This is a genomic window from Cognatishimia maritima (assembly GCF_900129685.1).
In the GTDB taxonomy this organism is placed as follows: Bacteria; Pseudomonadota; Alphaproteobacteria; order Rhodobacterales; family Rhodobacteraceae; genus Cognatishimia; species Cognatishimia maritima.
This window is the reverse complement of the sequence record NZ_FQWM01000001.1, coordinates 664030-687714: the sequence shown is the minus strand read 5'-3', so window position 1 is coordinate 687714 and position 23685 is coordinate 664030. Positions and strand designations below refer to the sequence as shown.

Annotated in this window: 27 protein-coding genes, 1 tRNA gene and 1 riboswitch; of the genes, 23 read left to right on the top strand and 5 right to left on the bottom strand. The window is 57.3% G+C overall.

The features are described 5' to 3' along the window. The first annotated feature begins 67 nt into the window (after window positions 1-67). Both ychF and BUA39_RS03565 read left to right on the top strand, forming a co-directional pair. Window positions 68-1165: a redox-regulated ATPase YchF gene (gene ychF, locus BUA39_RS03570; protein ID WP_072791002.1), complete on the top strand. Its 1098-nt coding sequence runs from the start codon at window positions 68-70 to the stop codon at window positions 1163-1165. A gap of 69 nt (window positions 1166-1234) precedes the next feature. Beyond that, complete coding sequence (locus BUA39_RS03565; RefSeq protein WP_072790999.1) at window positions 1235-2161, top strand: nucleoside hydrolase; 927 nt, start codon at window positions 1235-1237, stop codon at window positions 2159-2161. A 6-nt stretch (window positions 2162-2167) separates the two neighbouring features. Here BUA39_RS03565 and BUA39_RS03560 read toward each other — a convergent pair whose 3' ends face one another. Beyond that, entirely contained in the window at window positions 2168-3097 is a 930-nt protein-coding gene (locus tag BUA39_RS03560) for a LysR family transcriptional regulator (protein WP_072790996.1), read from the bottom strand. A gap of 387 nt (window positions 3098-3484) precedes the next feature. Between BUA39_RS03560 and BUA39_RS03550 the strand changes: the two genes are divergently transcribed. Then, window positions 3485-3574, top strand: a tRNA-Ser gene (locus BUA39_RS03550). Between the two features lie 423 nt (window positions 3575-3997). On the opposite strand, the gene BUA39_RS03545 is transcribed toward BUA39_RS03550, so the two are convergent. Beyond that, window positions 3998-4312 carry a hypothetical protein gene (locus tag BUA39_RS03545; protein ID WP_084604742.1) on the bottom strand — a complete coding sequence of 105 codons (315 nt, stop codon included), beginning with the start codon at window positions 4310-4312 and terminating at the stop codon, window positions 3998-4000. Window positions 4313-4496: 184 nt separating this feature from the next. Between BUA39_RS03545 and phnC the strand changes: the two genes are divergently transcribed. From phnC to BUA39_RS03515, 6 genes are all read left to right on the top strand, one after another. Next, a complete protein-coding gene (phnC, locus tag BUA39_RS03540) occupies window positions 4497-5312 on the top strand; it encodes a phosphonate ABC transporter ATP-binding protein (RefSeq protein ID WP_072790991.1) in 816 nt (271 codons plus the stop codon). A gap of 57 nt (window positions 5313-5369) precedes the next feature. Further along, window positions 5370-6281 carry a phosphonate ABC transporter substrate-binding protein gene (phnD, locus tag BUA39_RS03535; protein ID WP_072790988.1) on the top strand — a complete coding sequence of 304 codons (912 nt, stop codon included), beginning with the start codon at window positions 5370-5372 and terminating at the stop codon, window positions 6279-6281. A gap of 64 nt (window positions 6282-6345) precedes the next feature. Further along, complete coding sequence (gene phnE, locus BUA39_RS03530; RefSeq protein ID WP_072790985.1) at window positions 6346-7221, top strand: phosphonate ABC transporter, permease protein PhnE; 876 nt, start codon at window positions 6346-6348, stop codon at window positions 7219-7221. Further along, window positions 7218-8531, top strand: a complete 1314-nt coding sequence (gene phnE / locus BUA39_RS03525; protein WP_072790982.1) for a phosphonate ABC transporter, permease protein PhnE — start codon at window positions 7218-7220, stop codon at window positions 8529-8531. The genes phnE (BUA39_RS03530) and phnE (BUA39_RS03525) overlap by 4 nt, the downstream gene beginning before the upstream one ends. After that, window positions 8531-9172, top strand: coding sequence for an SDR family NAD(P)-dependent oxidoreductase (locus BUA39_RS03520; RefSeq protein ID WP_072790979.1), 642 nt, complete (start codon window positions 8531-8533; stop codon window positions 9170-9172). Before phnE (BUA39_RS03525) ends, BUA39_RS03520 begins: the two co-directional genes overlap by 1 nt. Before the next feature lie 2 nt (window positions 9173-9174). Next, the gene (locus BUA39_RS03515; RefSeq protein WP_072790976.1) at window positions 9175-9792 is read left to right on the top strand and encodes an LbetaH domain-containing protein; all 618 of its coding nucleotides are present in this window, start codon (window positions 9175-9177) and stop codon (window positions 9790-9792) included. Here BUA39_RS03515 and phnF read toward each other — a convergent pair. After that, window positions 9789-10499 carry a phosphonate metabolism transcriptional regulator PhnF gene (phnF, locus tag BUA39_RS03510; RefSeq protein ID WP_072790973.1) on the bottom strand — a complete coding sequence of 237 codons (711 nt, stop codon included), beginning with the start codon at window positions 10497-10499 and terminating at the stop codon, window positions 9789-9791. The genes BUA39_RS03515 and phnF overlap by 4 nt on opposite strands. Window positions 10500-10601: 102 nt before the next feature. Here phnF and phnG point away from each other — a divergent pair, with 102 nt between their 5' ends. From phnG to phnN, 7 genes are read left to right on the top strand one after another with little or no spacing between them, the layout of a single operon-like run. Beyond that, window positions 10602-11057: a phosphonate C-P lyase system protein PhnG gene (gene phnG / locus BUA39_RS03505; RefSeq protein ID WP_072790971.1), complete on the top strand. Its 456-nt coding sequence runs from the start codon at window positions 10602-10604 to the stop codon at window positions 11055-11057. Further along, the gene (phnH, locus tag BUA39_RS03500) at window positions 11057-11620 is read left to right on the top strand and encodes a phosphonate C-P lyase system protein PhnH (protein ID WP_072790968.1); all 564 of its coding nucleotides are present in this window, start codon (window positions 11057-11059) and stop codon (window positions 11618-11620) included. Before phnG ends, phnH begins: the two co-directional genes overlap by 1 nt. Further along, a complete protein-coding gene (locus BUA39_RS03495; RefSeq protein ID WP_072790965.1) occupies window positions 11620-12708 on the top strand; it encodes a carbon-phosphorus lyase complex subunit in 1089 nt (362 codons plus the stop codon). The genes phnH and BUA39_RS03495 overlap by 1 nt, the downstream gene beginning before the upstream one ends. Next, window positions 12705-13562 carry an alpha-D-ribose 1-methylphosphonate 5-phosphate C-P-lyase PhnJ gene (locus tag BUA39_RS03490; RefSeq protein WP_072790962.1) on the top strand — a complete coding sequence of 286 codons (858 nt, stop codon included), beginning with the start codon at window positions 12705-12707 and terminating at the stop codon, window positions 13560-13562. Before BUA39_RS03495 ends, BUA39_RS03490 begins: the two co-directional genes overlap by 4 nt. Beyond that, window positions 13559-14329, top strand: a complete 771-nt coding sequence (phnK, locus tag BUA39_RS03485) for a phosphonate C-P lyase system protein PhnK (protein ID WP_072790960.1) — start codon at window positions 13559-13561, stop codon at window positions 14327-14329. Before BUA39_RS03490 ends, phnK begins: the two co-directional genes overlap by 4 nt. 3 nt (window positions 14330-14332) lie before the next feature. Further along, window positions 14333-15016 carry a phosphonate C-P lyase system protein PhnL gene (gene phnL, locus BUA39_RS03480; RefSeq protein WP_072790957.1) on the top strand — a complete coding sequence of 228 codons (684 nt, stop codon included), beginning with the start codon at window positions 14333-14335 and terminating at the stop codon, window positions 15014-15016. After that, on the top strand, window positions 15013-15558 hold the full coding sequence (phnN, locus tag BUA39_RS03475) for a phosphonate metabolism protein/1,5-bisphosphokinase (PRPP-forming) PhnN (RefSeq protein ID WP_072790953.1): 546 nt from the start codon (window positions 15013-15015) through the stop codon (window positions 15556-15558). The genes phnL and phnN overlap by 4 nt, the downstream gene beginning before the upstream one ends. Here the strand turns inward: phnN and BUA39_RS03470 are convergent. After that, a complete protein-coding gene (locus BUA39_RS03470) occupies window positions 15540-16211 on the bottom strand; it encodes a DUF1045 domain-containing protein (protein WP_072790949.1) in 672 nt (223 codons plus the stop codon). The genes phnN and BUA39_RS03470 overlap by 19 nt on opposite strands. Between BUA39_RS03470 and BUA39_RS03465 the strand changes: the two genes are divergently transcribed. The 7 genes from BUA39_RS03465 (at window position 16210) to BUA39_RS16755 (ending at window position 22384) form a co-directional block, all read left to right on the top strand. Then, complete coding sequence (locus BUA39_RS03465; RefSeq protein WP_072790946.1) at window positions 16210-17403, top strand: alpha-D-ribose 1-methylphosphonate 5-triphosphate diphosphatase; 1194 nt, start codon at window positions 16210-16212, stop codon at window positions 17401-17403. The genes BUA39_RS03470 and BUA39_RS03465 overlap by 2 nt on opposite strands. A 194-nt stretch (window positions 17404-17597) precedes the next feature. Then, a riboswitch (guanidine-I (ykkC/yxkD leader) is annotated at window positions 17598-17706 on the top strand. Window positions 17707-17797: 91 nt separating this feature from the next. Next, window positions 17798-18865, top strand: coding sequence for a putative urea ABC transporter substrate-binding protein (locus tag BUA39_RS03460; RefSeq protein ID WP_072790943.1), 1068 nt, complete (start codon window positions 17798-17800; stop codon window positions 18863-18865). 62 nt (window positions 18866-18927) lie between these two features. Further along, the gene (locus tag BUA39_RS03455) at window positions 18928-19740 is read left to right on the top strand and encodes an ABC transporter permease (protein ID WP_072791710.1); all 813 of its coding nucleotides are present in this window, start codon (window positions 18928-18930) and stop codon (window positions 19738-19740) included. Continuing rightward, window positions 19737-20495 carry an ATP-binding cassette domain-containing protein gene (locus BUA39_RS03450; protein WP_072790941.1) on the top strand — a complete coding sequence of 253 codons (759 nt, stop codon included), beginning with the start codon at window positions 19737-19739 and terminating at the stop codon, window positions 20493-20495. The genes BUA39_RS03455 and BUA39_RS03450 overlap by 4 nt, the downstream gene beginning before the upstream one ends. Then, on the top strand, window positions 20482-21756 hold the full coding sequence (locus BUA39_RS03445) for an agmatinase family protein (protein ID WP_072790938.1): 1275 nt from the start codon (window positions 20482-20484) through the stop codon (window positions 21754-21756). Before BUA39_RS03450 ends, BUA39_RS03445 begins: the two co-directional genes overlap by 14 nt. Next, window positions 21756-22235, top strand: a complete 480-nt coding sequence (locus BUA39_RS03440; protein WP_072790935.1) for a hypothetical protein — start codon at window positions 21756-21758, stop codon at window positions 22233-22235. Before BUA39_RS03445 ends, BUA39_RS03440 begins: the two co-directional genes overlap by 1 nt. Further along, the gene (locus BUA39_RS16755) at window positions 22232-22384 is read left to right on the top strand and encodes a hypothetical protein (RefSeq protein ID WP_165610477.1); all 153 of its coding nucleotides are present in this window, start codon (window positions 22232-22234) and stop codon (window positions 22382-22384) included. The genes BUA39_RS03440 and BUA39_RS16755 overlap by 4 nt, the downstream gene beginning before the upstream one ends. A 15-nt stretch (window positions 22385-22399) precedes the next feature. Here the strand turns inward: BUA39_RS16755 and BUA39_RS03435 are convergent, their stop codons facing one another. Next, a complete protein-coding gene (locus BUA39_RS03435; RefSeq protein ID WP_072790931.1) occupies window positions 22400-23416 on the bottom strand; it encodes a LacI family DNA-binding transcriptional regulator in 1017 nt (338 codons plus the stop codon). Window positions 23417-23685: the final 269 nt, after the last annotated feature.

Below are 23685 nucleotides of genomic sequence, written 5' to 3'. Positions count from 1 at the left end.
GTAACACGGCTTGCGCCATGCCCAAACCTTGCATAAGAGCAGCACGAACATGTGACAGGAGGCCAGCATGGGCTTTAAAGTTGGGATCGTTGGGCTGCCGAATGTCGGCAAATCCACCACGTTTAACGCGCTGACCAAAACCGCGGCTGCACAGGCTGCGAACTTCCCGTTCTGTACCATTGAACCCAACGTTGGCGATGTGGCCGTGCCTGATGACCGGCTGGACAAGCTGGCGGCGATCGCCAGTTCCAAGCAGATCATCCCAACGCGCATGACCTTTGTGGATATCGCGGGCCTTGTGAAAGGCGCGTCCAAAGGCGAGGGCCTTGGCAACCAGTTCTTGGCGAACATCCGCGAAACCGACGCGATTGCCCACGTCCTGCGCTGCTTTGACGATGATGACGTAACCCATGTCGACGACCGCGTTGATCCGGTTGCAGATGCCGAAACCATCGAAACGGAATTGATGCTTGCTGACTTGGAAAGCATCGAAAAGCGCCGTCAGGGTCTGGTGCGCAAACTCAAGGGCAACGACAAGGAAGCCAAAGAGCAGGACCGTCTGCTGGCCATGGCACAAGAGGCGATTGAAAACGACCGCCCCGCGCGCACGGTTGAGATCGACAAAGAAGACGAAAAGATGTGGAAGAGCCTGCAGCTCTTGTCCACCAAACCAGTCCTTTATGTTTGCAACGTGGGTGAGGCAGACGCTGCGACCGGCAATGCCCATTCCGCTGCCGTGGCTGAAATGGCCGCCAAGCAGGGCAACACGCATGTGATTATCTCGGCACAGATCGAAGAAGAGATCAGCCAGTTGGATGCCGAAGAAGCAGAAATGTTCCTTAGCGAAATGGGTCTGGAAGAAGCAGGGCTGGATCGCCTGATCCGCGCTGGGCATGATCTTTTGCAGCTGGAAACCTATTTCACCGTCGGCCCGAAAGAAGCCCGCGCTTGGACCATCAAAAAAGGCACCGCAGCGCCGCAGGCGGCAGGTGTTATCCATGGTGATTTTGAACGTGGCTTTATCCGGGCTGAAACAATCGCCTATGACGACTACATCACATACAATGGCGAACAGGGGGCCAAAGAAGCGGGCAAGATGCGCGCCGAAGGCAAAAGCTATATTGTGCAGGACGGTGATGTCATGCACTTCTTGTTCAACACCTGATCCGGTTCAAATTTGCGTTTTCAAAGGGGAGGCGCGCAGCCTCCCTTCCTTGTTTAGGAAGCCAGCGATATGTCAGACAAAGTCAAATTGATCATCGACACAGACCCTGGCGTAGATGATGCCATGGCCATTTTCTATGCCGCCGCGGCGACGGATATTGACCTTTTGGGGCTGACCACAATTTTCGGCAATGTCACGGTCGAGATGGCCACCCGCAATGCGCTGCGTCTGGTTGAGGCTGCGGGCTTGGATGTGCCGGTCGCTGCTGGCGAGAAAACGCCTTTGCAATTGCCTCCTTTCAAACCGTCATTCCATGTACATGGCGATGAAGGGTTTGGTGATATTCCGGCAGTCACTCCAAAAGGCAAAGCCATAGACGAAGGCGCGGTTGATTTTCTGTGCCGCATGGCGCGGGAACACAAGGGCGAACTGGTACTGTGTCCCATCGGCCCGCTGACCAATATTGCCAAAGCCATCCAACAAGACCCAGCGTTTGCGAGGAACGTCAAACGCATCGTCCTGATGGGCGGCAGCTATCGCGAAGGCGGCAATATCACACCGCATGCAGAGGCCAATATCTATCACGATCCCCATGCGGCAGAGGTTGTCTTTGCCAGCGGCGCGCGGGTCGAAATGGTTGGGCTTGATGTCACCCACCGCATTCTCTGCACAGCCAATGATTTTAGAGACATCGCGGCGGCGGCCCCCAAACTGGGCGGCATGCTGCAGGATATGAGCCACTTCTACCTCGCCTTCTATAAGTCGGTTGGCAAGTTGGATGGCTGCTCTCTGCATGATCCGGCGGCTGTCATTGCCTGCACCCATCCGCATCTTTTCACAGCAGAAAACGTCGGGATCACTGTGTCATGTGATGGCGACAAGTCGGGCGCGACACAAACGGCCAAAGATGGCCGCGCGCCCACTGCGGTTTATACGGCGGTTGAAGCAGCGGCGGTGAAAGGACTTTTCCTTGAGGCGCTTGCCCGCCTATCGTGAGTGGCTTCAGTCCAAAATAGCCTGTGTCGCGCCCTGGGTATCAGCCTCTAGGATGATGTTCTTAATCCATTTGTGGCGCGAAGAATTGGCGTTCCGCTTATGCCACAAAAGGTCGAATTTCAGCGTCGTGTTCGGTGACAGCGGGAGTGGCGCCCAGCTAAGCGACTTGAACACATTCAGACGCAGATGGCTTGGCATGCTCGCCAAAAGGTCTGTGCCTGCAATCATATGCGCCAGCACCGATGCATTAGAGGCCGAACAGACAATCCGTCGGTGGGCCTGTAACCCACGCACATCATTGTCGACGGTACTGCGGACATAGCCGCCAAAATCCAATACGCCGTGACCGCTTCGAAAATACTCGGCACGTGTGGTCGGGGCGCTGCGCATTTTGCCGTCAAAATAGACCACCGAGCGATCTTCAAACAGTAGATGCGCAGAGAGGGACGGTGGGTAGCGCGGTGTGCGCACAGATATCGCGAAATCGACATTGCCATCTTCCAACCGTTCCTCAAGCTGATCCCTGCTGCCAAGTTCCAAGAACCTGACATGGCGGCTTGGACATTCTGCGCGCACGGCGTCCTGAATGCACTGCAGAACGCCCAGCATCGAGTTCAGATTTCCGACAATCGTGATCGGGCGGCTGTCCTGCGAGGGGTCATAGGTACCGGCCTCGGGTAGTCCTTCAATGGCTGACACGATACGTGCCGCACGTGGGATTAGGTCTTTGGCGTCCTCTGTCGGCACTATGTTTCGGCCAACCTTCTCAAACAGACGAAACCCCACCGCCTGTCGCAAGCGATCCATCATATTGCTGACGGTCGATTGGTTCAGGTCAAATACATCCGCTGCCCGACTGACCGAGTGGAGTTCACAGACCTTCAGGAAAACCCGAAGGAGATGTGCGTCGACCTTATATATATTTTGATTTTTCATGGATAAATTCAATATGAATGATGGATCGCCGATTTGGCAAGCGCTACCCTGTTTTTGCAGCCAATCCCTGGCACTGCTGCAGCGAAATGCCAAAGCCCAGCTTTGGCACGAAGGTACAAGGTCAATTGCCGATCGTTTGGGCAGAAGGCCTTGGGCCAGGTCAGAATGATCGAACCATCACGGCACACGCCATCCGAAAATAGGTCAATTCCTATGTTTTTAGCGATGGCCATTCGTCCATCAGGACCGCATCCAAGGCCGAACTCCACACATCAGGCGACCGATCCCACGGTCGCCTGATGTATTTCCGACCCGTGCCGTCAGCGACGTAAAAAAGTCACAAAAACCGCTTGTCCTTCATGGGGCTAATCATTACTACCCGTCCTCGGAGACGTGGCCGAGTGGTCGAAGGCGCTCCCCTGCTAAGGGAGTATACCGGAAACGGTATCGAGGGTTCGAATCCCTTCGTCTCCGCCATAAACCTTAAATGTTTGATTTTTATGGTGGTATTTGGGTGTGGTACACCTTTCCAAATAGTACTTGGTGGATCACTTTAAGACCCCTGCGTGCTCGCCCTTTCGTAAGCAATCTGACTTGCGACATCAGACCAAACCGCTCGGCAATGGCCAGGGACCCCTTTGATATTGATTGGTGCGCAGATCTCTTGAACCGGTAGCCCTTTTGGGCGCGAGTTTAAACTTGGGCATAGGACACGTGTTCACTCCGATTCCATCCGTTAGAGGACATTTGCTTTGGGCAAATCAGGAAGCTGGAACATGCGGCCAGCTCAAACCGCATGAATGCGCCGGCTTTATAGCTGCGTGACAATGATTACGCCCGCATTGAAGCGTTATCGCCTTGACCCGCCCCAACAAAAGATCGCCTCACATAAGCCAAGCGCTAAACGGGGTCTGCTGGGATCGCCTCCCAATGTTCGCCCATTGCGACGATGCACGATGTGCCGTTGGCGTAATTCTGCACGATCAGCCAGTCTCCGTTTCGCGGGGTCACCCAGACCTCCAGCATGGTCTCTGGGTCGCGCAGCCCCATGCCCTGACGCTGTGCGCCCATGACCCGTTCCAATGTTTTGACCATCCGCGCGCTGTCATCGCAGGATACCTCGACCAAATTGGCGAGGGCGAGTGTTGGCAGTGTCAGCCCGAGGCTCAGACAGAGAGTGAAACGAAAACTCATAAAGCCACGATAGCGCGACATTGCGGCAGTTGTAACAAATTTGTAACGCGCAGGCATCATGCACGGATTAGTTGAAAGCAATGCTTCAGCGCAGCTTAAGGCGTGTTTTGTCAGCGTTTCGTCATAAAATGCAACAAAACCGAAATATTTATGTCACGTGACTGTTGTTTTCAGCCGTTAGCCAGCCTTCGGACATGGGGGCAATATGCTGAAGATAGACGCGCTGACCAAGCAATTTGGGCAAAACACGGCTGTAGACGCGGCCAATATCACGGTCGATAAGCCGACAATGATCGGCATCATTGGCCGGTCAGGGGCGGGCAAATCCACGCTTCTGCGCATGGTCAACCGGCTGAGTGACGCGACCAGCGGAACAATCACCTTTGAAGGCGAAGAGATCACCGCGTTGCGGGGCGCAGCGAAGCGAGACTGGCAATCGCGCTGCGCGATGATCTTTCAGCAATTCAACCTTGTGCCGCGCATGGACGTTGTTTCAAACGTTTTGCATGGCACGCTGAACAAACGCTCGACATTGGCGACCATGTTCAATCTGTATCCCCAGTCTGACATCCACCGAGCGATTGAAATTCTCGATCGTCTGGGCATCGCTGAACAGGCCCCAAAGCGCGCCGAAGCGCTGTCGGGTGGCCAGCAACAGCGCGTCGCGATTGCGCGCGCCCTGATGCAGGACCCCAAAATTATCTTGGCAGATGAACCGATTGCCTCGCTTGACCCGATGAACGCGCAGGTTGTGATGCAGTCGTTGCGGACCATTCACGAAGAAGACGGGCGCATGGTGATTGCGAACCTTCATACGCTCGACACCGCGCGCCGGTATTGCGACCGTGTGATCGGCATGCGCGACGGGCGCATCGTTTTTGATGGCACGCCAGAGCAACTGACCACCGGCGTTGCACGCGACATCTATGGGGCCGGTTCGGATTTCTCCGAAGCCGCCACATCGACAGAAATTGAGACCCTGGACAGACCGGAAGTCCGCGAGGCGGAAGCCTTCATCTGAGCCAGTAAACCCTGCGCCTCATGCAGGCGACCTTCATCTAACCTAATGGAGAAACTGATGAAAAAGACCTTTGCAATGGCGCTTGTCGCCACGACTGCCCTGACCACCGGTGCTTTTGCCGCAGACATCACTGAATTCCGTATCGGCATTCTGGGTGGTGAAAACGCGCAGGACCGTATGAACTCTTACCAGTGTCTGGCAGACTACACCACCGAAGCGCTGGGTGTTGAAACCAAACTGTTCGCGCCTGCGGATTATAACGGCGTGATCCAAGGCCTGTTGGGCGGCACCATCGACATGGCATGGTTGGGCGCATCATCTTATGCAGCGACATATCTGCAAGACCCAGAAGCAGTAGAGCCTGTTCTGATCAAAGTGAACGTTGACGGTTCCATCGGTTATCACTCCATCGGGTTTGCACGCAAAGACAGCGGCGTTACCTCTTTGGATGACATGGAAGGCAAAGTCTTTGGCTTTGGCGACCCGAACTCCACATCCGGTTACCTGATCCCATCCATCGAGATCCCGCAGTACAAAGACGGCATCACAATGGAATCCGGCGAATACTTCGGCGAAGTGAAATTCACCGGTGGCCACGAGCAGACCATCGTTGCAGTGAACAACGGCGACATCGACGGCGGCGTGACCTGGGCTGACGGTCAAGGCAACTGGGAAGACGGCTACAACTCTGGCGCGCTGCGCAAAGCAGTTGACGCGGGTCTGGTTGACATGAACGACATGGTTCAAATCTGGAAATCCAACGTGATCCCAGAAGGTCCGGTTGTTCTGCGCAAGGCTCTGCCAGCGGACGTGCGTGAAACCATGACCGCACTGGTTGACGGCCTGCATGAGCGTGACGCGGATTGCGCCTATGGCGTTGCAGCGGGGGACACGCTTGGCTTCCAGCCTGTCACGCACGACACCTACGTCTCCATCGTTGAAGCGCGCAAAGCGAAAATCGGTGGCTAAGCCATTTCAATGACGTGTCCGGTGGCCCTCTGGGGCCGCCGGTATTTTTTTGGTTGAGGGCAGCATGGCAGAAATCTCACTCAGCGGCGCGCCGGACAGCGTGGACAGCATCCAAGCAAGCTATATGGCGCAGGTCCAACGACGCAGGCTTTATGGTGGCTTGGCGCTTTTGATCTTTGCCGTTCTGATGGTGTCGGGCTTCAATGTTGCCGATGACCGCAACGCGGGCGGCTTCTGGGAAGGTTTGCACCAGATCGGGGACTACCCGGCTGATGTTCTGTCTGAGGCCTGGGAAAAACGCGCCGATCTGCCGTCTTTGATTGCAAAGTATTTTCCAGCCTTAGTGGAAACCATCAATATCGCTGCTGTTTCTACTCTGATTGGGGCCATCGGCGGCCTGTTCCTTTCGCTCTTGGGAACACGTGGTTTGGCCAGATGGCCACGGCTGATCCCGCTCTTCCGCCGTGTGGCCGACATCATGCGCGCCGTGCCAGAGATCGTGATTGCGCTTGTTTTGATTTTTGTTCTTGGCGGCGGACCGGTGCCTGCAATGATTGCCATTGCGATCCATACGGCTGGCGCGTTGGGCAAGATGTTTTCCGAGGTTGCGGAAAATGCGGACCTGAAACCTGTCGAAGGGTTGGCGTCCACCGGGGCGACTTGGTCGCAGCGCATGCTGTTGGGTGTCCTGCCACAGGTCGCGCCAAACTACATCAGCTATGCGCTTCTGCGTTTTGAGATCAACATCCGTGCGTCGGCCATTCTCGGTTTTGTCGGCGCTGGCGGCCTTGGCTACGAGCTGCGCAATGCGATGGCTTGGGGGCCGGGCCGCTTTGACGAAGCCGCGGCAATTTTCATCCTGCTGTTTGGCACCATTGTCTTCTTCGATCAGGTGTCCAGCCGCTATCGCAATCGACTGACAGAGGGGCAGGGCCAATGACCGCAACTGATCTGAGTTTCGCCAAAGAAAATGCGGACAGGCTGTTTCAGCGCAAACGGCTGATCGGCTATGCCATCCCTGCGGTCATCCTGCTTTATCTGATCTATATCTTTTTCGCCTTTGATCTGCCGGGCCTTGCCGGACGCGCCAATCTTAACAATGCGGTCACGCTGGCCTCTGACAGCTGGTCTCATAAGGTGCATGTCACCCGCGACAACCGCTCAGGAGAGATCACCTATGCCGTCGAAGGCGAACGCAAAGGCACATATCCCGAAGGTCAGCGCCCCGATTGGGTGACTGGGGACGAGGTCATCATCATTGATCTGGGTGGCAACCACATCGTGCGCTATCTGCCAGAAAACCGGACAGAAATCGAACTTCCGGGCTTTCCGATGATCGAAGTGCAGGCTGAGGGGCGCAGCCTGATCAGCAATCTGCCCACAGACCTTCCAGATTGGATTTCCGCCTCTAACCGTCGCATTGGCATTACCACCCCGGAAGGGCGCATCACGCTGACCGGATCGCGCACCGAAGTGTTCAACTATTTCCCCGGCTGGGAACTTTTTTGGTTCACGCTGGACAGCCCGTACCACGGGCAGGGCCTTGCCACGATCTTGTTCGGCGAACAGATCGACCCGGCGCGCAGCAACATTGCTGGTGCGATCTCGGATTGGTGGAACAATCCGATGTGGCGACACAAAGACGTGGCCTGGGCTATCGGAGAAACCATTCTGATGGCGTTTCTGGGCACCATGGGGGCCGCGATCATTGCTTTGCCTCTGGCTTTTCTTGCGGCCAAGCGGTTTTCCCCAGTGATGGTTTTGCGGGCGGCAACGCGTCGGTTGTTTGACTTCTTGCGCGGTGTGGATGCCTTGATTTGGACCGTGGTTTTGGCTCGCGCCTTTGGGCCAGGTCCATTGACTGGGGCACTGGCGATCCTGATTACGGACACAGGTACATTTGGCAAGATATTCTCTGAAGCGCTGGAAAACGTAGACGGAAAGCAGATCGAAGGTGTGTCCTCGACCGGGGCCAAGCCGCTACAGAGGTATCGCTTTGGCGTGATCCCACAGGTCGTACCGGTGCTGCTGGCACAGATCCTATACTTCTTGGAATCCAACACACGCTCGGCCACTATTATCGGGGCGATCACCGGCGGCGGCATTGGTTTGATGTTGACGCAAGCGATCCAGACCCAGAAAGACTGGGAAGAAGTTGCCTATTACATCGTTCTGATCGTTGTCATGGTGATGTTTATGGATTGGTTCTCGGGCTGGCTGCGTGGCAAACTGATTGACCGCAAAGACTAATGGCACGCATTCTGATTACCGGAACCAACCGCGGTATTGGTGCTGCGCTGTTTGTGGCGGCAAAAGCAGCCGGGCACGATCCAATTGGCACAACGAGGGACGGGCGCGATGGCAGCATTGCCTTGACGCTGGATACGCCAGAGACAATTGCAGACCAGCTGGCCGACCTCGGTCCGGTCGACATTCTGATCAACAACGCAGGCGTGATAACACCCACGCGTCAATCGCCGCTGGATATGGATTTTGCTGGCTTCGCCCATACGCTGACGGTGAACAGCATCGCGCCTTTGGCCGTCGCCCAGTCGGTGCTACCGCAGTTGCGCACCAGTGCAGCGCCCAAGATTGTGACGATAAGTTCGCAAATGGCCTGGATGGGTTATCGCAAGGCCGACCGGATCGCCTATCGCGCGTCCAAGGCGGCGGTGAACAAAGTCATACAGGGCCTCGCGACAGCGCTAGACCCGGAAGGCATCCCTGTGGCTTTGGTCGATCCCGGCTGGGTGCGCACTGACATGGGCGGAGCGGACGCCGAAGAAGACCCGACAGAGGTCGCCAAGGGTATTCTTGACATCGCACTTGGCCTGCAAATGGCCGACACAGGTAAATTCTTTCGCTTTACCGGCGAAGAAAGGGACTTCTGATCATGGCACGCCTCTCCGCCGAAAAGCCGTTTATCCACCCCGAATGTGAAATCACCGACAGCACTTTCGGTGCCTTTGTCGAAATCGGCAAAGGCAGCCGGGTCGCGCATTCGGAGTTTGGCGACTACAGCTATTGCGACCGCTATGCTGATATTGCCAACGCCAAGATCGGGAAGTTTGCCAATATCGCCGCCTTTTCTCGGATCGGTGCGACGGATCATCCGCTGGACACCGCCGCCTGTCACCACTTCCTCTATCGCTCTGACGACTATTGGGACGACGCGGACCGCGATGCGAAATTCTTTGCCCATCGCCGATCACGGATCGCACATATCGGGCATGACACTTGGATTGGGGCAGGCGCGCAGATCAAGCCAGAAGTCACTTTGGGCGACGGCGCTGTTGTGGCCTCAGGCGCGGTTGTGACCAAGGACGTCGATCCCTACACCATTGTCGCCGGGACGCCGGCCAAACCCTTGCGTCTGCGCCAACCACTCAACATCGCAGAGCGTTTGATGGCGCTTGCGTGGTGGGATTGGCCGCATGAGGCTTTGCGCGCGGCGCTGGAGGATTTCCGTGCGCTGTCCGCCGAAGCGTTCTTGGAAAAATACGAAGGTTAACCTTCCAGCGTCAAAGTCACCCGGTCCCCCGCAAACCACGTGCGCCCGTATTCGATGGGCATGCCTGACATGTCCACATTCACACTGGAAGACCGCAAGAGGGGATCACCCTCTGCCACTTGCAAGTGCAAAGCCTGCGTTGCAGAGGCGCGCACAGCGGTCAAGCGCGTCGAAGCGCGTGTGTAGTCATGTACGCCTACAGCAGCCAACGCTTCGGTTACGCTGCTGATTTCTGTTAATGCTTGGCTGATGCCCAGCAGGTGATCCAGCGGGAAGAGGCTTTCAAACACAGCGATGGGTTGTCCATCGGCCAGCGATAGCCCGTGATAAGCGCAGATCAGCGTGCCCGGAGCGATTTGCAGTGCCTTGGCTTCGCCATCGGTGGCTGCACGTTCCTCTAGGTGCAGTACGGTTTTTTCGGGTCGCCGCCCTGCAGCGATCAGGTTCTCATGGAACCGCACGCGTTTGCCGATGGGGTAGTCGGTCGGTGTCGTCGCGACAAACGCCCCAGCCCCGCGCCGGGTGCGGACAAGACCTTCATCAATCAAAGCAGAGATCCCATGCCGCACCGTATGCCGATTGACGCCAAACCGCTCTGCCAAGGCCGCCTCGGTCGGCAGCTTGTCGCCGGGGGCGTAGCGCCCCTCGGCGAGGTCGCTGCGCAAGGCGTCGGCAATCGCCTTCCAGATGGGCGTTTTGGCCTGCATTGTCGTCTCCTTGTCACGCAAGTTTCACAAATCTTCGCTGTCTTCTTGCCGCGAAAATGTTAAGATATGTATAGTTGTATAGGGAACGGAACAGTTGTCGAGATGAAAGATACATTCGACGAAAATGCGCTGCGCAAACATTGGATGGGCCTGCTGGCAAAAGCGCCAGCGGGGCGGGTAGCAACCCTTCTGGATGCCGCCATGGAGCGCCCCCTGTTTACTTGGCTGCGTGCGCCGGAGATCGGCAGTACCATGGTGCGCGGTCGGGCAGGGGCCACGGGCGCGCCATTCAATTTGGGCGAAATGACCGTCACGCGTTGTGCGCTGACCTTAGAGACCGGAGAGGTCGGGCACGCTTATATCCAAGGACGCCGCAAAGCAGATACTGAGGCCGCAGCGCTGGTGGATGCCCTGATGCAGGGACCACAAGCAGAGGCCGTGCGTTCTGCTGTTTTGACCCCGCTTGAAGAAGAAATGGCCGCCAAAAAGGCCGCGCGCGCGGCCAAAGCGGCGGCCACCAAGGTCGAGTTTTTCACCATGGCACGAGGAGAGGACTGATGCAGGCAGAAACCCTTTCCGGTGGCTTTGCCAACCCAGCCGTCCAATCGGCCCATGCATTTCGCAGCGTAATGGAAGCCATGGCGCGCCCCGGGACTTTGCAGGATATCGCCGGTGCTGAACCCCCCGCGCCGTTGTCCAAAGCGGCAGGCAGCGTGTTGCTGACGCTTTGTGACACCGACACGCCGGTCTATTTGGCCGGGGACGCCGATTGCGACGCCGTGCGTGCGTGGCTGGCCTTTCACACCGGCGCGCCATTGACCGGGCCAAGCCACTGCATGTTCGCGGTTGGCACGTGGGAGGCCCTGAACCCGCTTTCGGTCTATCCCGTTGGTACGTCTGAATATCCTGACCGATCTGCCACGTTGATCGTAGAATGTGAGGCGCTGACGCAGTCCGGTGCGACGCTCAGCGGTCCGGGGATCAAAACCAATGCGGCGCTGTCATTGCCATCGGTGCAGGCCTTCCAACAGAACCGCGCGCTCTTTCCTTTGGGGCTTGATTTTATCCTGACCAGCGGCAGCCAATTGGCCGCGCTGCCAAGAACGACAGAGGTGTCCTGATGTACGTTGCAGTCAAAGGCGGTGAACGCGCCATTGCAAACGCCCATGCTTGGCTGGCCGAAGAGCGCCGTGGTGATACCGATGTGGCCGACCTCAGCGTTACGCAGATCCGCGAGCAGCTAAAACTGGCTGTTGATCGGGTAATGGCTGAGGGGTCGCTATACGATCCCGACCTTGCGGCGTTGGCGATCAAGCAATCGCGCGGCGACCTGATCGAAGCGATCTTTTTGATCCGGGCGTACCGCACCACCTTGCCGCGCTTTGGCGCGTCAGAGCCGGTGTCCACTGGCGAAATGGCCTGCGACCGGCGTATCTCTGCGACCTTCAAAGATTTGCCCGGCGGGCAGGTCTTGGGGCCAACCTTTGACTACACGCACCGCTTGCTGGATTTCAAACTGGCCGCAGACGGAGAAGTGCCCGAAGCGCCTTCGCGCGATGTCGCCCCAGGCGATGTGCCGCATGTGACCGAATTCCTCAACCGTGAGGGATTGATCGAAGAAGCACCCGCCGAGGACACCACGCCGCCTGATTTGACACGCGAACCGCTTGAAATGCCCGCCAGCCGTGCGCTGCGGCTTCAGGCGCTAACACGTGCGGATGAGGGGTTCACGCTGGGCCTCGCCTATTCCACCCAACGCGGCTACGGGCGCAACCACGCATTTGTCGGTGAATTGCGGATTGGCATGGTGCCGGTGGAGATGGAGATCCCCGAACTGGGCTTCGCGATTGAGATCGGGGAAATCACCCTGACCGAATGCGAAACCGTGAACCAGTTCAAAGGCTCCAAAACCGAACCGCCGCAATTCACGCGCGGCTATGGGCTGGTCTTTGGCCAAAGTGAACGCAAATCCATATCCATGGCGCTGGTCGACCGGGCGCTGCGGTGGGAGGAACTGGGCGAGGACAATGTTGGTGCCCCGGCGCAGGACGCAGAATTCGTGCTTTACCACGCCGACAATATTCAGGCGACGGGGTTCCTCGAACACATCAAACTGCCGCATTACGTCGATTTCCAATCCGAACTGGAACTGGTGCGTAAACTGCGGCGCGAAGCAGGGGCCGATCAGGTGCCGGAGGCTGCGGAATGACCGACCAAGATTACAACTTCGCCTACCTTGACGAACAGACCAAACGCATGATCCGTCGCGCGATCCTCAAAGGTTTGGCAATCCCCGGCTATCAGGTGCCGTTTGCGAGCCGCGAAATGCCGATGCCCTATGGTTGGGGCACCGGCGGCGTGCAGGTGTCTGCGGCTGTGCTGACACCCGAAGACACATTCAAGGTGATCGACCAAGGTGCGGACGACACGACCAATGCGGTTTCGATCCGCTCTTTCTTTCAGCGCACGGCAGGCGTTACCACCACCACAAAGACCTCCGACGCCAGCGTGATTCAGACCCGTCACCGCATCCCCGAAGAGGCGCTGACCGAGGATCAAATCCTTGTCTATCAGGTGCCCATCCCGGAACCGCTGCGCTTTCTGGAGCCACGCGAAAGCGAAACACGCAAGATGCATTCGCTTGAAGAATACGGGCTGATGCATGTGAAACTTTATGAGGACATCAGCCGCCACGGCCATATCGCGACCTCTTATGCCTATCCTGTCAAAGTCGAAGGGCGCTATGTCATGGACCCATCGCCCATTCCAAAATTTGACAACCCAAAACTGGGCGACATGGCGGCAATTCAGCTGTTCGGCGCTGGGCGCGAACAACGGATTTACGCTTTGCCGCCTTACACGCAGGTCGTCAGCCTAGATTTCGAAGATCACCCGTTTGAGGCCTCCAAGGCTGACCATCCATGTGGGCTGTGCGGCGCCGAAGAAAGCTATTTGGATGAGGTGATCGTGGATGATGCCGGTGGGCGGATGTTTGTCTGCTCGGACACAGATTATTGCGATGCGCGCCAGGCGGCAGGCTACAAAGGGAAGGACGCAGCATGACACCTTTGCTTTCTGTTCAAGGCGTCACCAAGCGCTACGGTGCTCATATCGGCTGCGCGGATGTCTCGTTTGAGCTTTACCCCGGCGAGGTCATGGGCATCGTGGGCGAAAGTGGCTCTGGCAAATCAACCCTGCTCAACTGTATGGCGGGGCACTTGACACCGGATGCGGGGCAGGTCGTGTTTGACACGCGCGCCGATGGGCCGCGCGACACTGTGACTATGTCCGAACCCGAGCGCCGCATGCTGAGCCGCACCGACTGGGCCTTTGTGCACCAACATGCGCGGGACGGGCTGCGCATGGGGGTCTCTGCTGGCGGGAACGTGGGCGAACGGCTTATGGCCGTGGGCGAACGTCACTATGGCGACATAAGATCCAAGGCGACCGACTGGCTTGAACGTGTTGAGATCGACGCCGGGCGCGTTGATGACCGGCCGACCACCTTTTCGGGGGGCATGCAGCAACGTCTGCAAATCGCGCGCAATCTGGTGACCGGACCGCGGCTGGTGTTCATGGACGAACCAACAGGCGGGCTGGATGTGTCCGTTCAGGCGCGGCTGTTGGATCTGCTGCGCGGTTTGGTGCGCGACATGGGGCTTTCGGCCATCATCGTTACCCACGACCTTGCAGTGGTGCGGCTTTTGGCGGATCGTTTGATGGTGATGAAATCGGGCCGCGTTGTTGAGGCAGGCCTGACTGATCAGGTGCTGGATGATCCGCAGCATGCCTACAGCCAGCTTCTTGTCAGTTCCGTTTTGCAGGTGTGAGCCATGATTGAACTTTCCAACGTTTCCAAGACCTTCACCCTGCACAATCAAGGCAGTGCGGTTATTGAAGTCATCAGCGATGTGTCCTTTGCGGTGGCTCCGGGAGAATGTGTGGCGCTGACCGGTGCCTCTGGCGCGGGTAAATCCACGCTAATGCGCATGATCTATGGCAACTACCTGACGCAGGCCGGCGCCATTCGGATTGGCGATGTTGATCTCGTCCAAGCGGAGCCGCGCGAGGTGATCGCCCTGCGCCGCGAGGTTCTGGGATACGTCAGCCAATTCTTGCGGGTTGTGCCGCGTGTGCCGACTTTGGATGTTGTTGCGGAACCTTTACGGGCGCTGGGCGTGTCCGCCGAAGCCTCACAGGCACGCGCGCGTGCTCTGTTGACGCAACTCAATATCCCAGTGCGGCTCTGGAGCCTCTCGCCGACAACCTTTTCTGGTGGTGAACAGCAACGGGTGAATATTGCTCGCGGGTTTTCGCATACCTATCCGGCGATGCTGCTGGATGAACCAACAGCCAGCCTTGACGCGACCAACCGCGAAATCGTCCTGTCACTGATCGAAGAGGCCAAAGGGCGCGGTGCGGCAATCATTGGGATTTTCCACGATGAAGCTGCGCGCGACCGCGTGTGCGACCGTGAAATCGACGTCAGCCGTTTTACACCAAAGGCTGCCGCATGACACAGGGGCGTCTGATCGCGGTTGTTGGCCCATCGGGTGTAGGCAAAGACAGCGTGATGCAGGGCATTCACGACCGCGCGCCGAACTTTCATCTGGTGCGTCGGGTCATCACGCGCGCGCCAGAACTCGGGGGCGAAGACTACGACGCCGTTTCTGTGGCAGAGTTTGAACAGATGGCCCAAAGCGGTGCCTTCGCGGTTCATTGGGGCGCGCATGGGCTTTACTACGGCATTCCCAACTCGGTCCTGTCTTTGCTTGAGGCGGGCACGGATTGCCTCGCCAATTTCTCACGCAAGGCATTGACGCGTGGGGCTGATGTTTTCCCGCGCTTTTCTGTCCTGCATATCACGGCGCAGCCAGAAACCTTGGCAGCGCGGCTAGCTGGACGCGGGCGGGAAACCGAAGAAGAAATCGCCAAACGTCTGGCGCAGGCAAATAAGCCACTTCCTGACGGGTTAGATGTGCTCGACCTCGCTAATGACGGTCCGCTGGATCAGACCATCACCCGGGCAGTTGCCTTGCTTCAACCCGCGAGTGTGTAGCGATGCAGAAGTTCAAAGCGCCCATCTTCGCGTTCGCCACAAAGGGCGATCTGATCGACGACAAAGGGCGTCGGCAAGTCCGGCAGACAGCTTTGCACGTTGTCGACCCAGACAGGCAGAATGTCAGCGGGCAACCGACCTGTCAGGGTAAGGTGGAACTTGAACTCTTCAAACACGTAAGGATAGCCCCATTGCGTCAGCAGGGCGTCCTGCCGCGCATTCAGCCCAGCCTTGCGGCGTCGCGCCAATTCCGCCTCGCTGGCAGGCGCACGAAAAGCATCCAATTCCTGCACACAGGTTTCGGCCACGCGCTGCAATTGCGACATATCCCCTTGCGGGGTCAGGGCGAGAAACCGGCCCAAGGGCGTCAGTTTCAAACCATCACAAGTCGCCGGGGCCAGCGCGGCGGCCATCTTGGAAGCAGCCGACGCAAGGTCATCAACCGTATGGCCCGTCTGCAAACGGAACGGCGGCTTCAGAGTGCCGTGAAATCCGTATTTGCGTGGTGTCATTGTGATGTCATCCAAACCGGGCAAATCAAACTGCGGCACCTCGAGGCCGCGCAGAACATCCCAGCCCAGCCAGGTTGCGCCAAACGTCGCCAATGGGCCCTCGGGCGGAACGTAATAGATCGCAAAGCGAGAGTATGACATGAATTCCCCTTTTCCTGTGCCGTCCCTGCCAGAGTCTTATGACAACGACATGTCAGGACACCTGCATCTTGCAAATGCACAGTTGGTTCTGACCGACCGTGTGGTTACAGGCGCGGTGAAGATCGAACAAGGTATCATCAATGAAATTACTGAAGGGGAAGGGGTGCCAGACGGCGCTGTGGATTGCCAGGGCGACTTGGTGCTGCCGGGATTGGTTGAATTGCATACAGACAATGTTGAACGCCATATTGAGCCACGCCCAGAGGTCGATTGGCCACATCTACCAGCCCTGATTGCCCATGACGCAGAATTGGCCTCGGTTGGGATCACCACCGTGTTTGACGCGATGCGTGTCGGTTCGATCCACAGCGGCAAGGGGCGCTATATCGACTATGCGCGCAAACTTGCAGATGAGCTGCTGGCGGCGCGGGCCGAAGGGCTGTTCAAGATCAGCCACTTCCTGCACCTGCGGGCAGAGATTTGTTCAGAAACCCTGCTAGAGGAACTGGCCGCCTTTGGACCGGAGGATCGGGTGGGCATCGTCAGTCTAATGGACCACACACCGGGCCAACGGCAATTCTGCGATCTGACAGCGCTCAAGACCTATGTGGCCAAAAAACGCGGTATGAATAACGCCGAGTTTGAAGAACATGTCGAAAACCTGCTGTCCCTCCAGAAACGGTTTGGCGCGAAACATGAGGCGGGCGCCGTAAAGGAAGCAAACCGCCTTGGGTCTGTGTTGGCCAGCCATGACGACACGACGAAAGAGCAAGTCGTGATATCGGCGTCAAACGGCGTGGGCTTTGCTGAATTCCCGACCACCGTCGAAGCCGCAGAAGCCTGCCGCGATCAGGGTATCGCCGTTATGATGGGGGCGCCGAACCTGATCCGGGGCGGGTCGCATTCCGGCAATGTCGCGGCGGAAGATCTGGCAAAGGCGGACCTGCTGGATATTGTGTCGTCAGACTATGTGCCATCCGCGCTATTGCTGTCAGCGTTCCAACTGGCGCGCATTTGGGATGACATGCCCCGCGCCATTTCGACTGTGACGCGCAACCCGGCAAAAGCAGCGCGTTTGTCGGATCGCGGCGCTTTGGAAGTTGGTCTGCGTGGCGACGTCCTGCGGGTGCGACCAGTCGGCCAAACGCCGCTGCTACGCGGGGTTTGGAGCCAAGGTCACAAGGTAGGTTAGTTTAGCCGAGCCGTTCAAACCCGATGACGTCCCCGGCAAACTTCGCAAGATCAAACGACGCCGAGCCTTCACTTTTTGATTAATTGATGGGCAGAAGCGGGAATATCCGGCGTCACAACGCGGCGAATTGGCGATTTCCTCGGAAATTGAGGCAATTTTATTGCCTGAAGATACCACGGTCTCGTGAACTAGACTTGCAGGACGCTTAGGGTTCCGCCGCATTCCCAGCGGGTCAGGTCCGAGAAGCTTCACCGAACCGGCAAACTCCGGTAAGGCACACGGCGGGGCAAAATCCCGGGAGACTACTGCGCAGGTTTGTCCGCGCCCGATCTCTTTGTTCCGCCAGTGGACCCAAAACCGAAGACCTCGGCGGGACGCAACAACGGGGAAAGACATGAAGATCACCAAACTGATGTCCGCGACCGCCCTTGCGATGGGTGTTCTGGCCGGGGTTTCCGCCCCTGTCGCAGCAGAAGAAAAAACCGAATTCAAACTTGCCTGGTCGATCTACGTCGGCTGGATGCCATGGGGCTATCTGGAAGACAGCGGGATCATGGACAAATGGGCCGAGAAATACGGCATTGATGTCGAGATCGTGCAGTTCAACGACTACGTCGAATCCATCAACCAATACACCGCGGGCGCGTTTGATGGCGTTTCGGCCACCAATATGGACACGCTTTCGATCCCATCGGGTGGTGGCGTCGATACAACCGCGTTGATCGTCGGCGACTATTCAAACGGCAACGACGCCGTGATTATGAAAGGTGCGGGCGGCATCGCCGATCTGAAAGGCAAGCCGGTCAATCTGGTGGAACTGTCCGTCTCGCACTACTTGCTCGCCCGTGCGCTGGACACGGTAGGCATGGAAGAATCCGATCTCGATGCCGTCATCAATACCTCAGACGCTGACATGATCGCGGCCTACGCGACCAATGATGTCGAGGCTGTGGTGACATGGAACCCGCTGGTGTCTGAAATCACCGGCTCCAACGCAGATGCAAATGTGCTGTTTGACAGTGCTGACATCCCCGGTGAAATCCTTGACCTGATGGTGGTGAACACCGAGACGCTCGCGGATAACCCGGCATTTGGCAAAGCCGTTGCTGGTGCGTGGTACGAACTTATGGCGCTGATGGCAGCAGGCGACGAAGCCGCGTTGACCGCGATGGCAGAAGCGTCCGGTACCGATCTTGCAGGGTACAAAGCGCAGCTGGCGGCGACGGAAATGTTCTTTGACCCGGCAGCTGCCGTCGCGCAGGCAAGTTCCGCCGATTTGCCGACCACAATGACCAGTGTCGCGGAGTTCCTGTTTGATAAAGGCATTCTGGGCGAAGGCGCCCCAAGCGCGGATTTCGTGGGGATTGCCTACCCCGACGGATCCACAACCGGCGATTCAGGTAACGTCAAATTCCGCTTTGACACGACTTACATGCAGATGGCCGCCGACGGCGCGCTGTAATCCATCCGTTGATTTTGGAAGGGCCGCACATGGCCCTTCCAATCCACAAAGGAGGTCGGCGCATGCGTTTGATCAACCATATTCCGGGCAAGCCCTTGGCGGTCCTTTTGGCGGCGCTCCCTTTTATCGCGCTCTTTGCGGCCTATTCGATTGGCTCTGACATCCGACTGGACGCGAACCCGCAAGACAAACTTCTGCCTGCCCCTTCAACCATCGCTGAAACCGCACAGCGGCTGTTTACCGAACCCGACCGCCGGTCCAAAGAAATTCTGCTTTGGAACGACACTTTCGCCAGCCTCGCACGGCTTTTGGGGGGTGTTGGGATATCAGCGCTGCTTTCTTTGCTGATCGGTCTCGCCATTGGCCTCTTACCCTATGCGCGATCTGCCATGTCGAGTTTTATTGCTGTTGTGTCCATGGTGCCGCCCTTGGCTTTGCTGCCGATCCTGTTCATTGTCTTTGGGCTTGGAGAGACATCAAAAGTGGTTCTGATCGTCATCGGGATCACGCCCTTTATGACCCGTGACCTCGCGCAGCGCGTGCTTGAAATTCCGCAAGAGCAGATTGTCAAAGCCCAGACGCTTGGCGCATCCTCAGCCGTCATCGCCCTGCGCGTCGCGCTGCCGCAAGTGCTGCCGCGCCTGATTTCAAATGTGCGCCTGTCGCTCGGCTCTGCCTGGCTTTTCCTGATTGCCGCCGAAGCCGTAGCGTCTAACGTCGGGCTAGGCTACCGCATCTTCCTTGTGCGCCGCTATCTCGCCATGGATGTCATCCTGACCTACGTCATCTGGATCACCTTTCTGGCTTTTCTGATCGACTGGCTCCTCAAGACCCTGTCGCGCAAAGCCTTCCCTTGGATGGAGGCAGGCCTATGAGCTTTGTAAGTGTTTCAAATGTCTGGCAGAAATACGGCAACCGGTCGATCCTTGAACGGGTGAATGTCGAGATTGACGAGGGCGAATTTATTTCCATCGTCGGGGCCTCGGGCTGTGGCAAATCCACCTTTCTACGCATGCTTTTGGCGCAGGAACGTCCACACAAAGGTGAGATCAGCATCGACGGCGGGGTAACTGCCAAGGAGCCCAATCGCGAACGCGGGGTGGTGTTTCAGAAATACTCTGTCTTTCCGCATCTGTCGGTACGAGAGAACCTGATTGCAGCGGAAAGCTTTGACACGGCCTTTGGCCGGTTGTCCGGCGAAAAACGCAAAACTGCGGCAGAGCGCGCCGATGCAATGCTGGAACGTATCGGCCTGAACCACGTGGCCGATCAATATCCGGCATCACTGTCGGGCGGCATGCAGCAGCGCCTCGCGATTGGCCAAGCGATGACCGCCAAGCCGCGCATTCTGCTACTGGACGAACCCTTTGGGGCTCTTGATCCCGGCACACGTCTACAGATGCACGATTTTCTTTTGGAACTGCGTGACGAGACCAACATGACGGTCTTCATGGTCACGCACGACCTGCAGGAGGGGTTCAAACTCGGGGACCGTGTTCTGGTCTTTGATAAGCCGCGCTGGGACCCACATGACCCAGGCATGTATGGCGCGACCATCACATATGATTTCGATGCCCGCGATGGGGGCATCCCGTTTCAATTGAAGGAGGACGCAGATGTTTCTGCATGATCGGGACCGTTCCCGAACCCACCACCCTGTTGATTTGCAGGGCACCATCGAGGCGCGCGATAAACGCCATCACCACCCGGATCTGACCAAACTGGCAGGCTGGAAGGCCATGCATTTGGAAAAGGACCTGCCCGAAGGCCGCATGGAAGAAGAGCGTCAGTGGGCGCTGCGCATGGGGTTGACCGGTGCGGACAGCATTGAAGACAAATCCATCCCGACCTTTGCGCGCGGGGAACTGCCGCATTTTGCTGGGATCAACACATTCCTAAAGGCACCCTATGCCGAAGACGTTCTGGAGGTCGCAGACTATGATGCCACGGTCCTTGGTATCCCATTTGATGGTGGGACAACTTATCGTCCGGGAACGCGATTTGGCCCGCAAGGGGTCCGCAAAATCTCGGCGCTTTATACGCCCTATAACTACGAAATTGGGGTCGATCTTCGCGAGCAAATGACGCTCTGCGATGCGGGCGATGTGTTCACGATCCCGGCCAATATCGAAAAATCCTTTGACCAGATCAGCCGCGCCGTCAGCCATGTATTTAGCTCTGGTTCCTTGCCGATCATGATTGGTGGGGACCACTCGATTGGCTTCCCATGCGTGCGCGGGATCGCGGAATGTACCTCCAAGAAAATCGGCATCGTGCACTTTGACCGCCATGCCGACATCCAAGAGAAAGACTTGGATGAACGGATGCACACAACGCCTTGGTTCCATTCGACCAACCTACCGAATGTGCCTGCCACAAACCTCGTGCAGATCGGCATCGGCGGCTGGCAGGTCCCGCGTGAGGCCGTCAAAGTAGCGAGAGAGCGCAACACCAACATCATCACCATGGGCGACATGGAAAAAATGGGTGTCGATAAAACCATCGAAATGGCGCTTGAGATGGCATGGAAGGACGTCGACATGGTCTATATGTCCTTTGACATCGACAGCATCGACTGTGGCTTTGTGCCCGGGACAGGCTGGCCAGAACCGGGTGGGTTCCTCCCACGCGAGGCGCTGGCGCTGGCATCGGGCATCGCGGCCGAAGGTATTTGCGGTCTCGAACTGGTAGAGGTGTCTCCTCCTTACGACACGTCTGATATTACCGCGCTGATGGGTACGCGTGTGATTGTGGACGTGCTGGGGGCACTGGTGTCCAACGGCAAGCTTGGGGCGCATAAGAAGTTCATCGATAAACCGGTCAGCTTACCGCATGGTGAATTCAACGGTCGCCGCTGGCGCAACGACGGTCCGCATAAGGTGGGTGTCTGATGCCACACGACCATCCCCATCACGACCACCACCACCACCACCATGATCACGATCATGCCCACCCTCATTCCCACGCGGGGCATGGCCACAATCACGCGCACGGCGACCACCTGCACAGCCACATGCATAATGCAGATGAAGCGGCTGACCTGCAGGTGCTTGCCACGCAATTCATCGAGGGTTTTTTGCAAGCCAAGGACAAATCCAGCTACCTGAAACTGGCCGGTGTCCCGTTTGAACGCCCGGCCAAGGACGGCGCAAAATCGCTGAAGCTGATCGATGTCGAGCTAAAAACCGACTGGCAGGTCGGGACCGCGTCGCCCTCTTTTGGGTCACGTGAGCTTAGCTATCTGCCGTTTCCCGGTGAAATGGTTCAGGAACGCACCAACATGTCGCTGATCTATGTCTCGATGGATGAGAAATCGACCATGGATATTCGCGACTTTTTGCATCAAAGAAAAAAGGAAATAGAGGCATGAAAACGCGCCTTTTCTCACTCGTAGCGATGATCGTTGCATCGCCAGCGCTCGCACACGTTGACAATGGATTTCACAGCCATGGCATTGAAAATACTTTGATTTTGGCTTTGGTTGCTGCAGCCGGCGCGATTTTCGCACTGCGTCGATAAAACGGCTTACGCAAATTACGACGGGCGTGTCAAAGCGCCCGTTGTATCCCTGACAGTCAGTTCCGCAGACACCTCTGACACGGCAGGTGGCCCTTCAGGTTCTCGGATGCGGTCCAGCAGCGTGCGAGCGAGGCGACGACCGAGTTGACGGGGCGAGACCGCCATGGTCGTAAGGGGCGGGGTGGCGACCGCCGCGTCTTGGATATTGTCAAAGCCCACGACCGAAACATCTTTGCCCGGTTGTTTGCCCATTCGCGTCAAAGCAAGGCACGCCCCAAGGGCGATCATGTCGCCGTTGCAAACCACTCCTGTGACTTCGGGATGTGCTTTTTGCAGGGCCATCATCGCCTTCATGCCGGACATTTTGTCGTCTGGGGATTCCCAAACAATTGGATCGGCGAGGTCGCGCTCTTGCATCACTGACAAGTAGCCCGCGATCCGCTGATTGCGGGTTTCGACATTGGCAAGGCCGCCGAGGAAGGCGATGTTGCGGTGACCAAGTACAGCCAAGTGCGTCGTTGCGGTGCGTGTGGCCTCGCTGTTGCGTATTCCGACGTGGTCAAATTCATCAAAGCCCTCTCGACGCAGGAACGTCACCGTGGGGATTCGATGATTTCTGAGCAACTCAAAAGTTGATTTCGGCGTGTCATGGGCCGGCACCCACAAGAGCCCGCCGCGCGACCCGCGAATAAATGCCTCAAGCTGACGGCGCTGACGTTCGGGGTCATCCTGGGAGTCCAGAATAGAGACAAGGTAGCCCTCAGACTCCAACAGATCGCTCACCCCGCTGATCACCTCGGCGTTAAATGGGTTGGCGATCTGGTGGATGGTAAACCCAATTTCCCGGTTGTCGCCCGACCGCATCGCCGCCGCGCGGGCATCAGGCACGTAGTGCAGGGTCTGTGCGGCATCCAGAACTTTTTTGCGGGTTTTGTCCGAAATGCGACCGGTGCCGCGCATGACCTGACTCGCGGTCGCGACAGAGACGCCCGCGCGTTTGGCAACAGTTTCTAGCTTGGGTCTTTGTGCCATGAGCCTGATTTTTGGTTAAACGTTATTGCAAACATAACGTTGCAACACCCCAAATAACAAGGGGATAGGGCAGTTCACGCCTATACCGAAAACATGCGTCAGGAAAAATCGTTGACAGAAGGTATAACGTTATACCAAGCTGACTGCGAGAATTCGGCGATTCCATTTGAGCCCTCCAGCAAACGATTTCTGGGGCGCTGCAATTGGAAAACCGCCTGAACTCTGAATGGTGCCAAGGGAGAATGGGTACCGTTGTTCATAAGGGAGGA

Excerpts from the sequence above, each read along its gene's own strand:
- BUA39_RS03470 (WP_072790949.1), bottom strand. The coding sequence starts at position 16,211 with ATGTCATACTCTCGCTTTGCGATCTATTACGTTCCGCCCGAGGGCCCA.
- BUA39_RS03495 (WP_072790965.1), top strand. The coding sequence starts at position 11,620 with ATGTACGTTGCAGTCAAAGGCGGTGAACGCGCCATTGCAAACGCCCAT.
- BUA39_RS03490 (WP_072790962.1), top strand. The coding sequence starts at position 12,705 with ATGACCGACCAAGATTACAACTTCGCCTACCTTGACGAACAGACCAAA.
- phnG (WP_072790971.1), top strand. The coding sequence starts at position 10,602 with ATGAAAGATACATTCGACGAAAATGCGCTGCGCAAACATTGGATGGGC.
- BUA39_RS03450 (WP_072790941.1), top strand. The coding sequence starts at position 19,737 with ATGAGCTTTGTAAGTGTTTCAAATGTCTGGCAGAAATACGGCAACCGG.
- BUA39_RS03515 (WP_072790976.1), top strand. The coding sequence starts at position 9,175 with ATGGCACGCCTCTCCGCCGAAAAGCCGTTTATCCACCCCGAATGTGAA.
- ychF (WP_072791002.1), top strand. The coding sequence starts at position 68 with ATGGGCTTTAAAGTTGGGATCGTTGGGCTGCCGAATGTCGGCAAATCC.
- phnC (WP_072790991.1), top strand. The coding sequence starts at position 4,497 with ATGCTGAAGATAGACGCGCTGACCAAGCAATTTGGGCAAAACACGGCT.
- BUA39_RS03560 (WP_072790996.1), bottom strand. The coding sequence starts at position 3,097 with ATGAAAAATCAAAATATATATAAGGTCGACGCACATCTCCTTCGGGTT.
- phnE (WP_072790985.1), top strand. The coding sequence starts at position 6,346 with ATGGCAGAAATCTCACTCAGCGGCGCGCCGGACAGCGTGGACAGCATC.
- BUA39_RS03445 (WP_072790938.1), top strand. The coding sequence starts at position 20,482 with ATGTTTCTGCATGATCGGGACCGTTCCCGAACCCACCACCCTGTTGAT.
- BUA39_RS03545 (WP_084604742.1), bottom strand. The coding sequence starts at position 4,312 with ATGTCGCGCTATCGTGGCTTTATGAGTTTTCGTTTCACTCTCTGTCTG.
- BUA39_RS03435 (WP_072790931.1), bottom strand. The coding sequence starts at position 23,416 with ATGGCACAAAGACCCAAGCTAGAAACTGTTGCCAAACGCGCGGGCGTC.
- BUA39_RS03565 (WP_072790999.1), top strand. The coding sequence starts at position 1,235 with ATGTCAGACAAAGTCAAATTGATCATCGACACAGACCCTGGCGTAGAT.
- phnF (WP_072790973.1), bottom strand. The coding sequence starts at position 10,499 with ATGCAGGCCAAAACGCCCATCTGGAAGGCGATTGCCGACGCCTTGCGC.
- BUA39_RS03460 (WP_072790943.1), top strand. The coding sequence starts at position 17,798 with ATGAAGATCACCAAACTGATGTCCGCGACCGCCCTTGCGATGGGTGTT.
- BUA39_RS03440 (WP_072790935.1), top strand. The coding sequence starts at position 21,756 with ATGCCACACGACCATCCCCATCACGACCACCACCACCACCACCATGAT.
- phnH (WP_072790968.1), top strand. The coding sequence starts at position 11,057 with ATGCAGGCAGAAACCCTTTCCGGTGGCTTTGCCAACCCAGCCGTCCAA.
- phnL (WP_072790957.1), top strand. The coding sequence starts at position 14,333 with ATGATTGAACTTTCCAACGTTTCCAAGACCTTCACCCTGCACAATCAA.
- BUA39_RS03455 (WP_072791710.1), top strand. The coding sequence starts at position 18,928 with ATGCGTTTGATCAACCATATTCCGGGCAAGCCCTTGGCGGTCCTTTTG.
- phnN (WP_072790953.1), top strand. The coding sequence starts at position 15,013 with ATGACACAGGGGCGTCTGATCGCGGTTGTTGGCCCATCGGGTGTAGGC.
- phnD (WP_072790988.1), top strand. The coding sequence starts at position 5,370 with ATGAAAAAGACCTTTGCAATGGCGCTTGTCGCCACGACTGCCCTGACC.
- phnE (WP_072790982.1), top strand. The coding sequence starts at position 7,218 with ATGACCGCAACTGATCTGAGTTTCGCCAAAGAAAATGCGGACAGGCTG.
- BUA39_RS03520 (WP_072790979.1), top strand. The coding sequence starts at position 8,531 with ATGGCACGCATTCTGATTACCGGAACCAACCGCGGTATTGGTGCTGCG.
- BUA39_RS03465 (WP_072790946.1), top strand. The coding sequence starts at position 16,210 with ATGAATTCCCCTTTTCCTGTGCCGTCCCTGCCAGAGTCTTATGACAAC.
- BUA39_RS16755 (WP_165610477.1), top strand. The coding sequence starts at position 22,232 with ATGAAAACGCGCCTTTTCTCACTCGTAGCGATGATCGTTGCATCGCCA.
- phnK (WP_072790960.1), top strand. The coding sequence starts at position 13,559 with ATGACACCTTTGCTTTCTGTTCAAGGCGTCACCAAGCGCTACGGTGCT.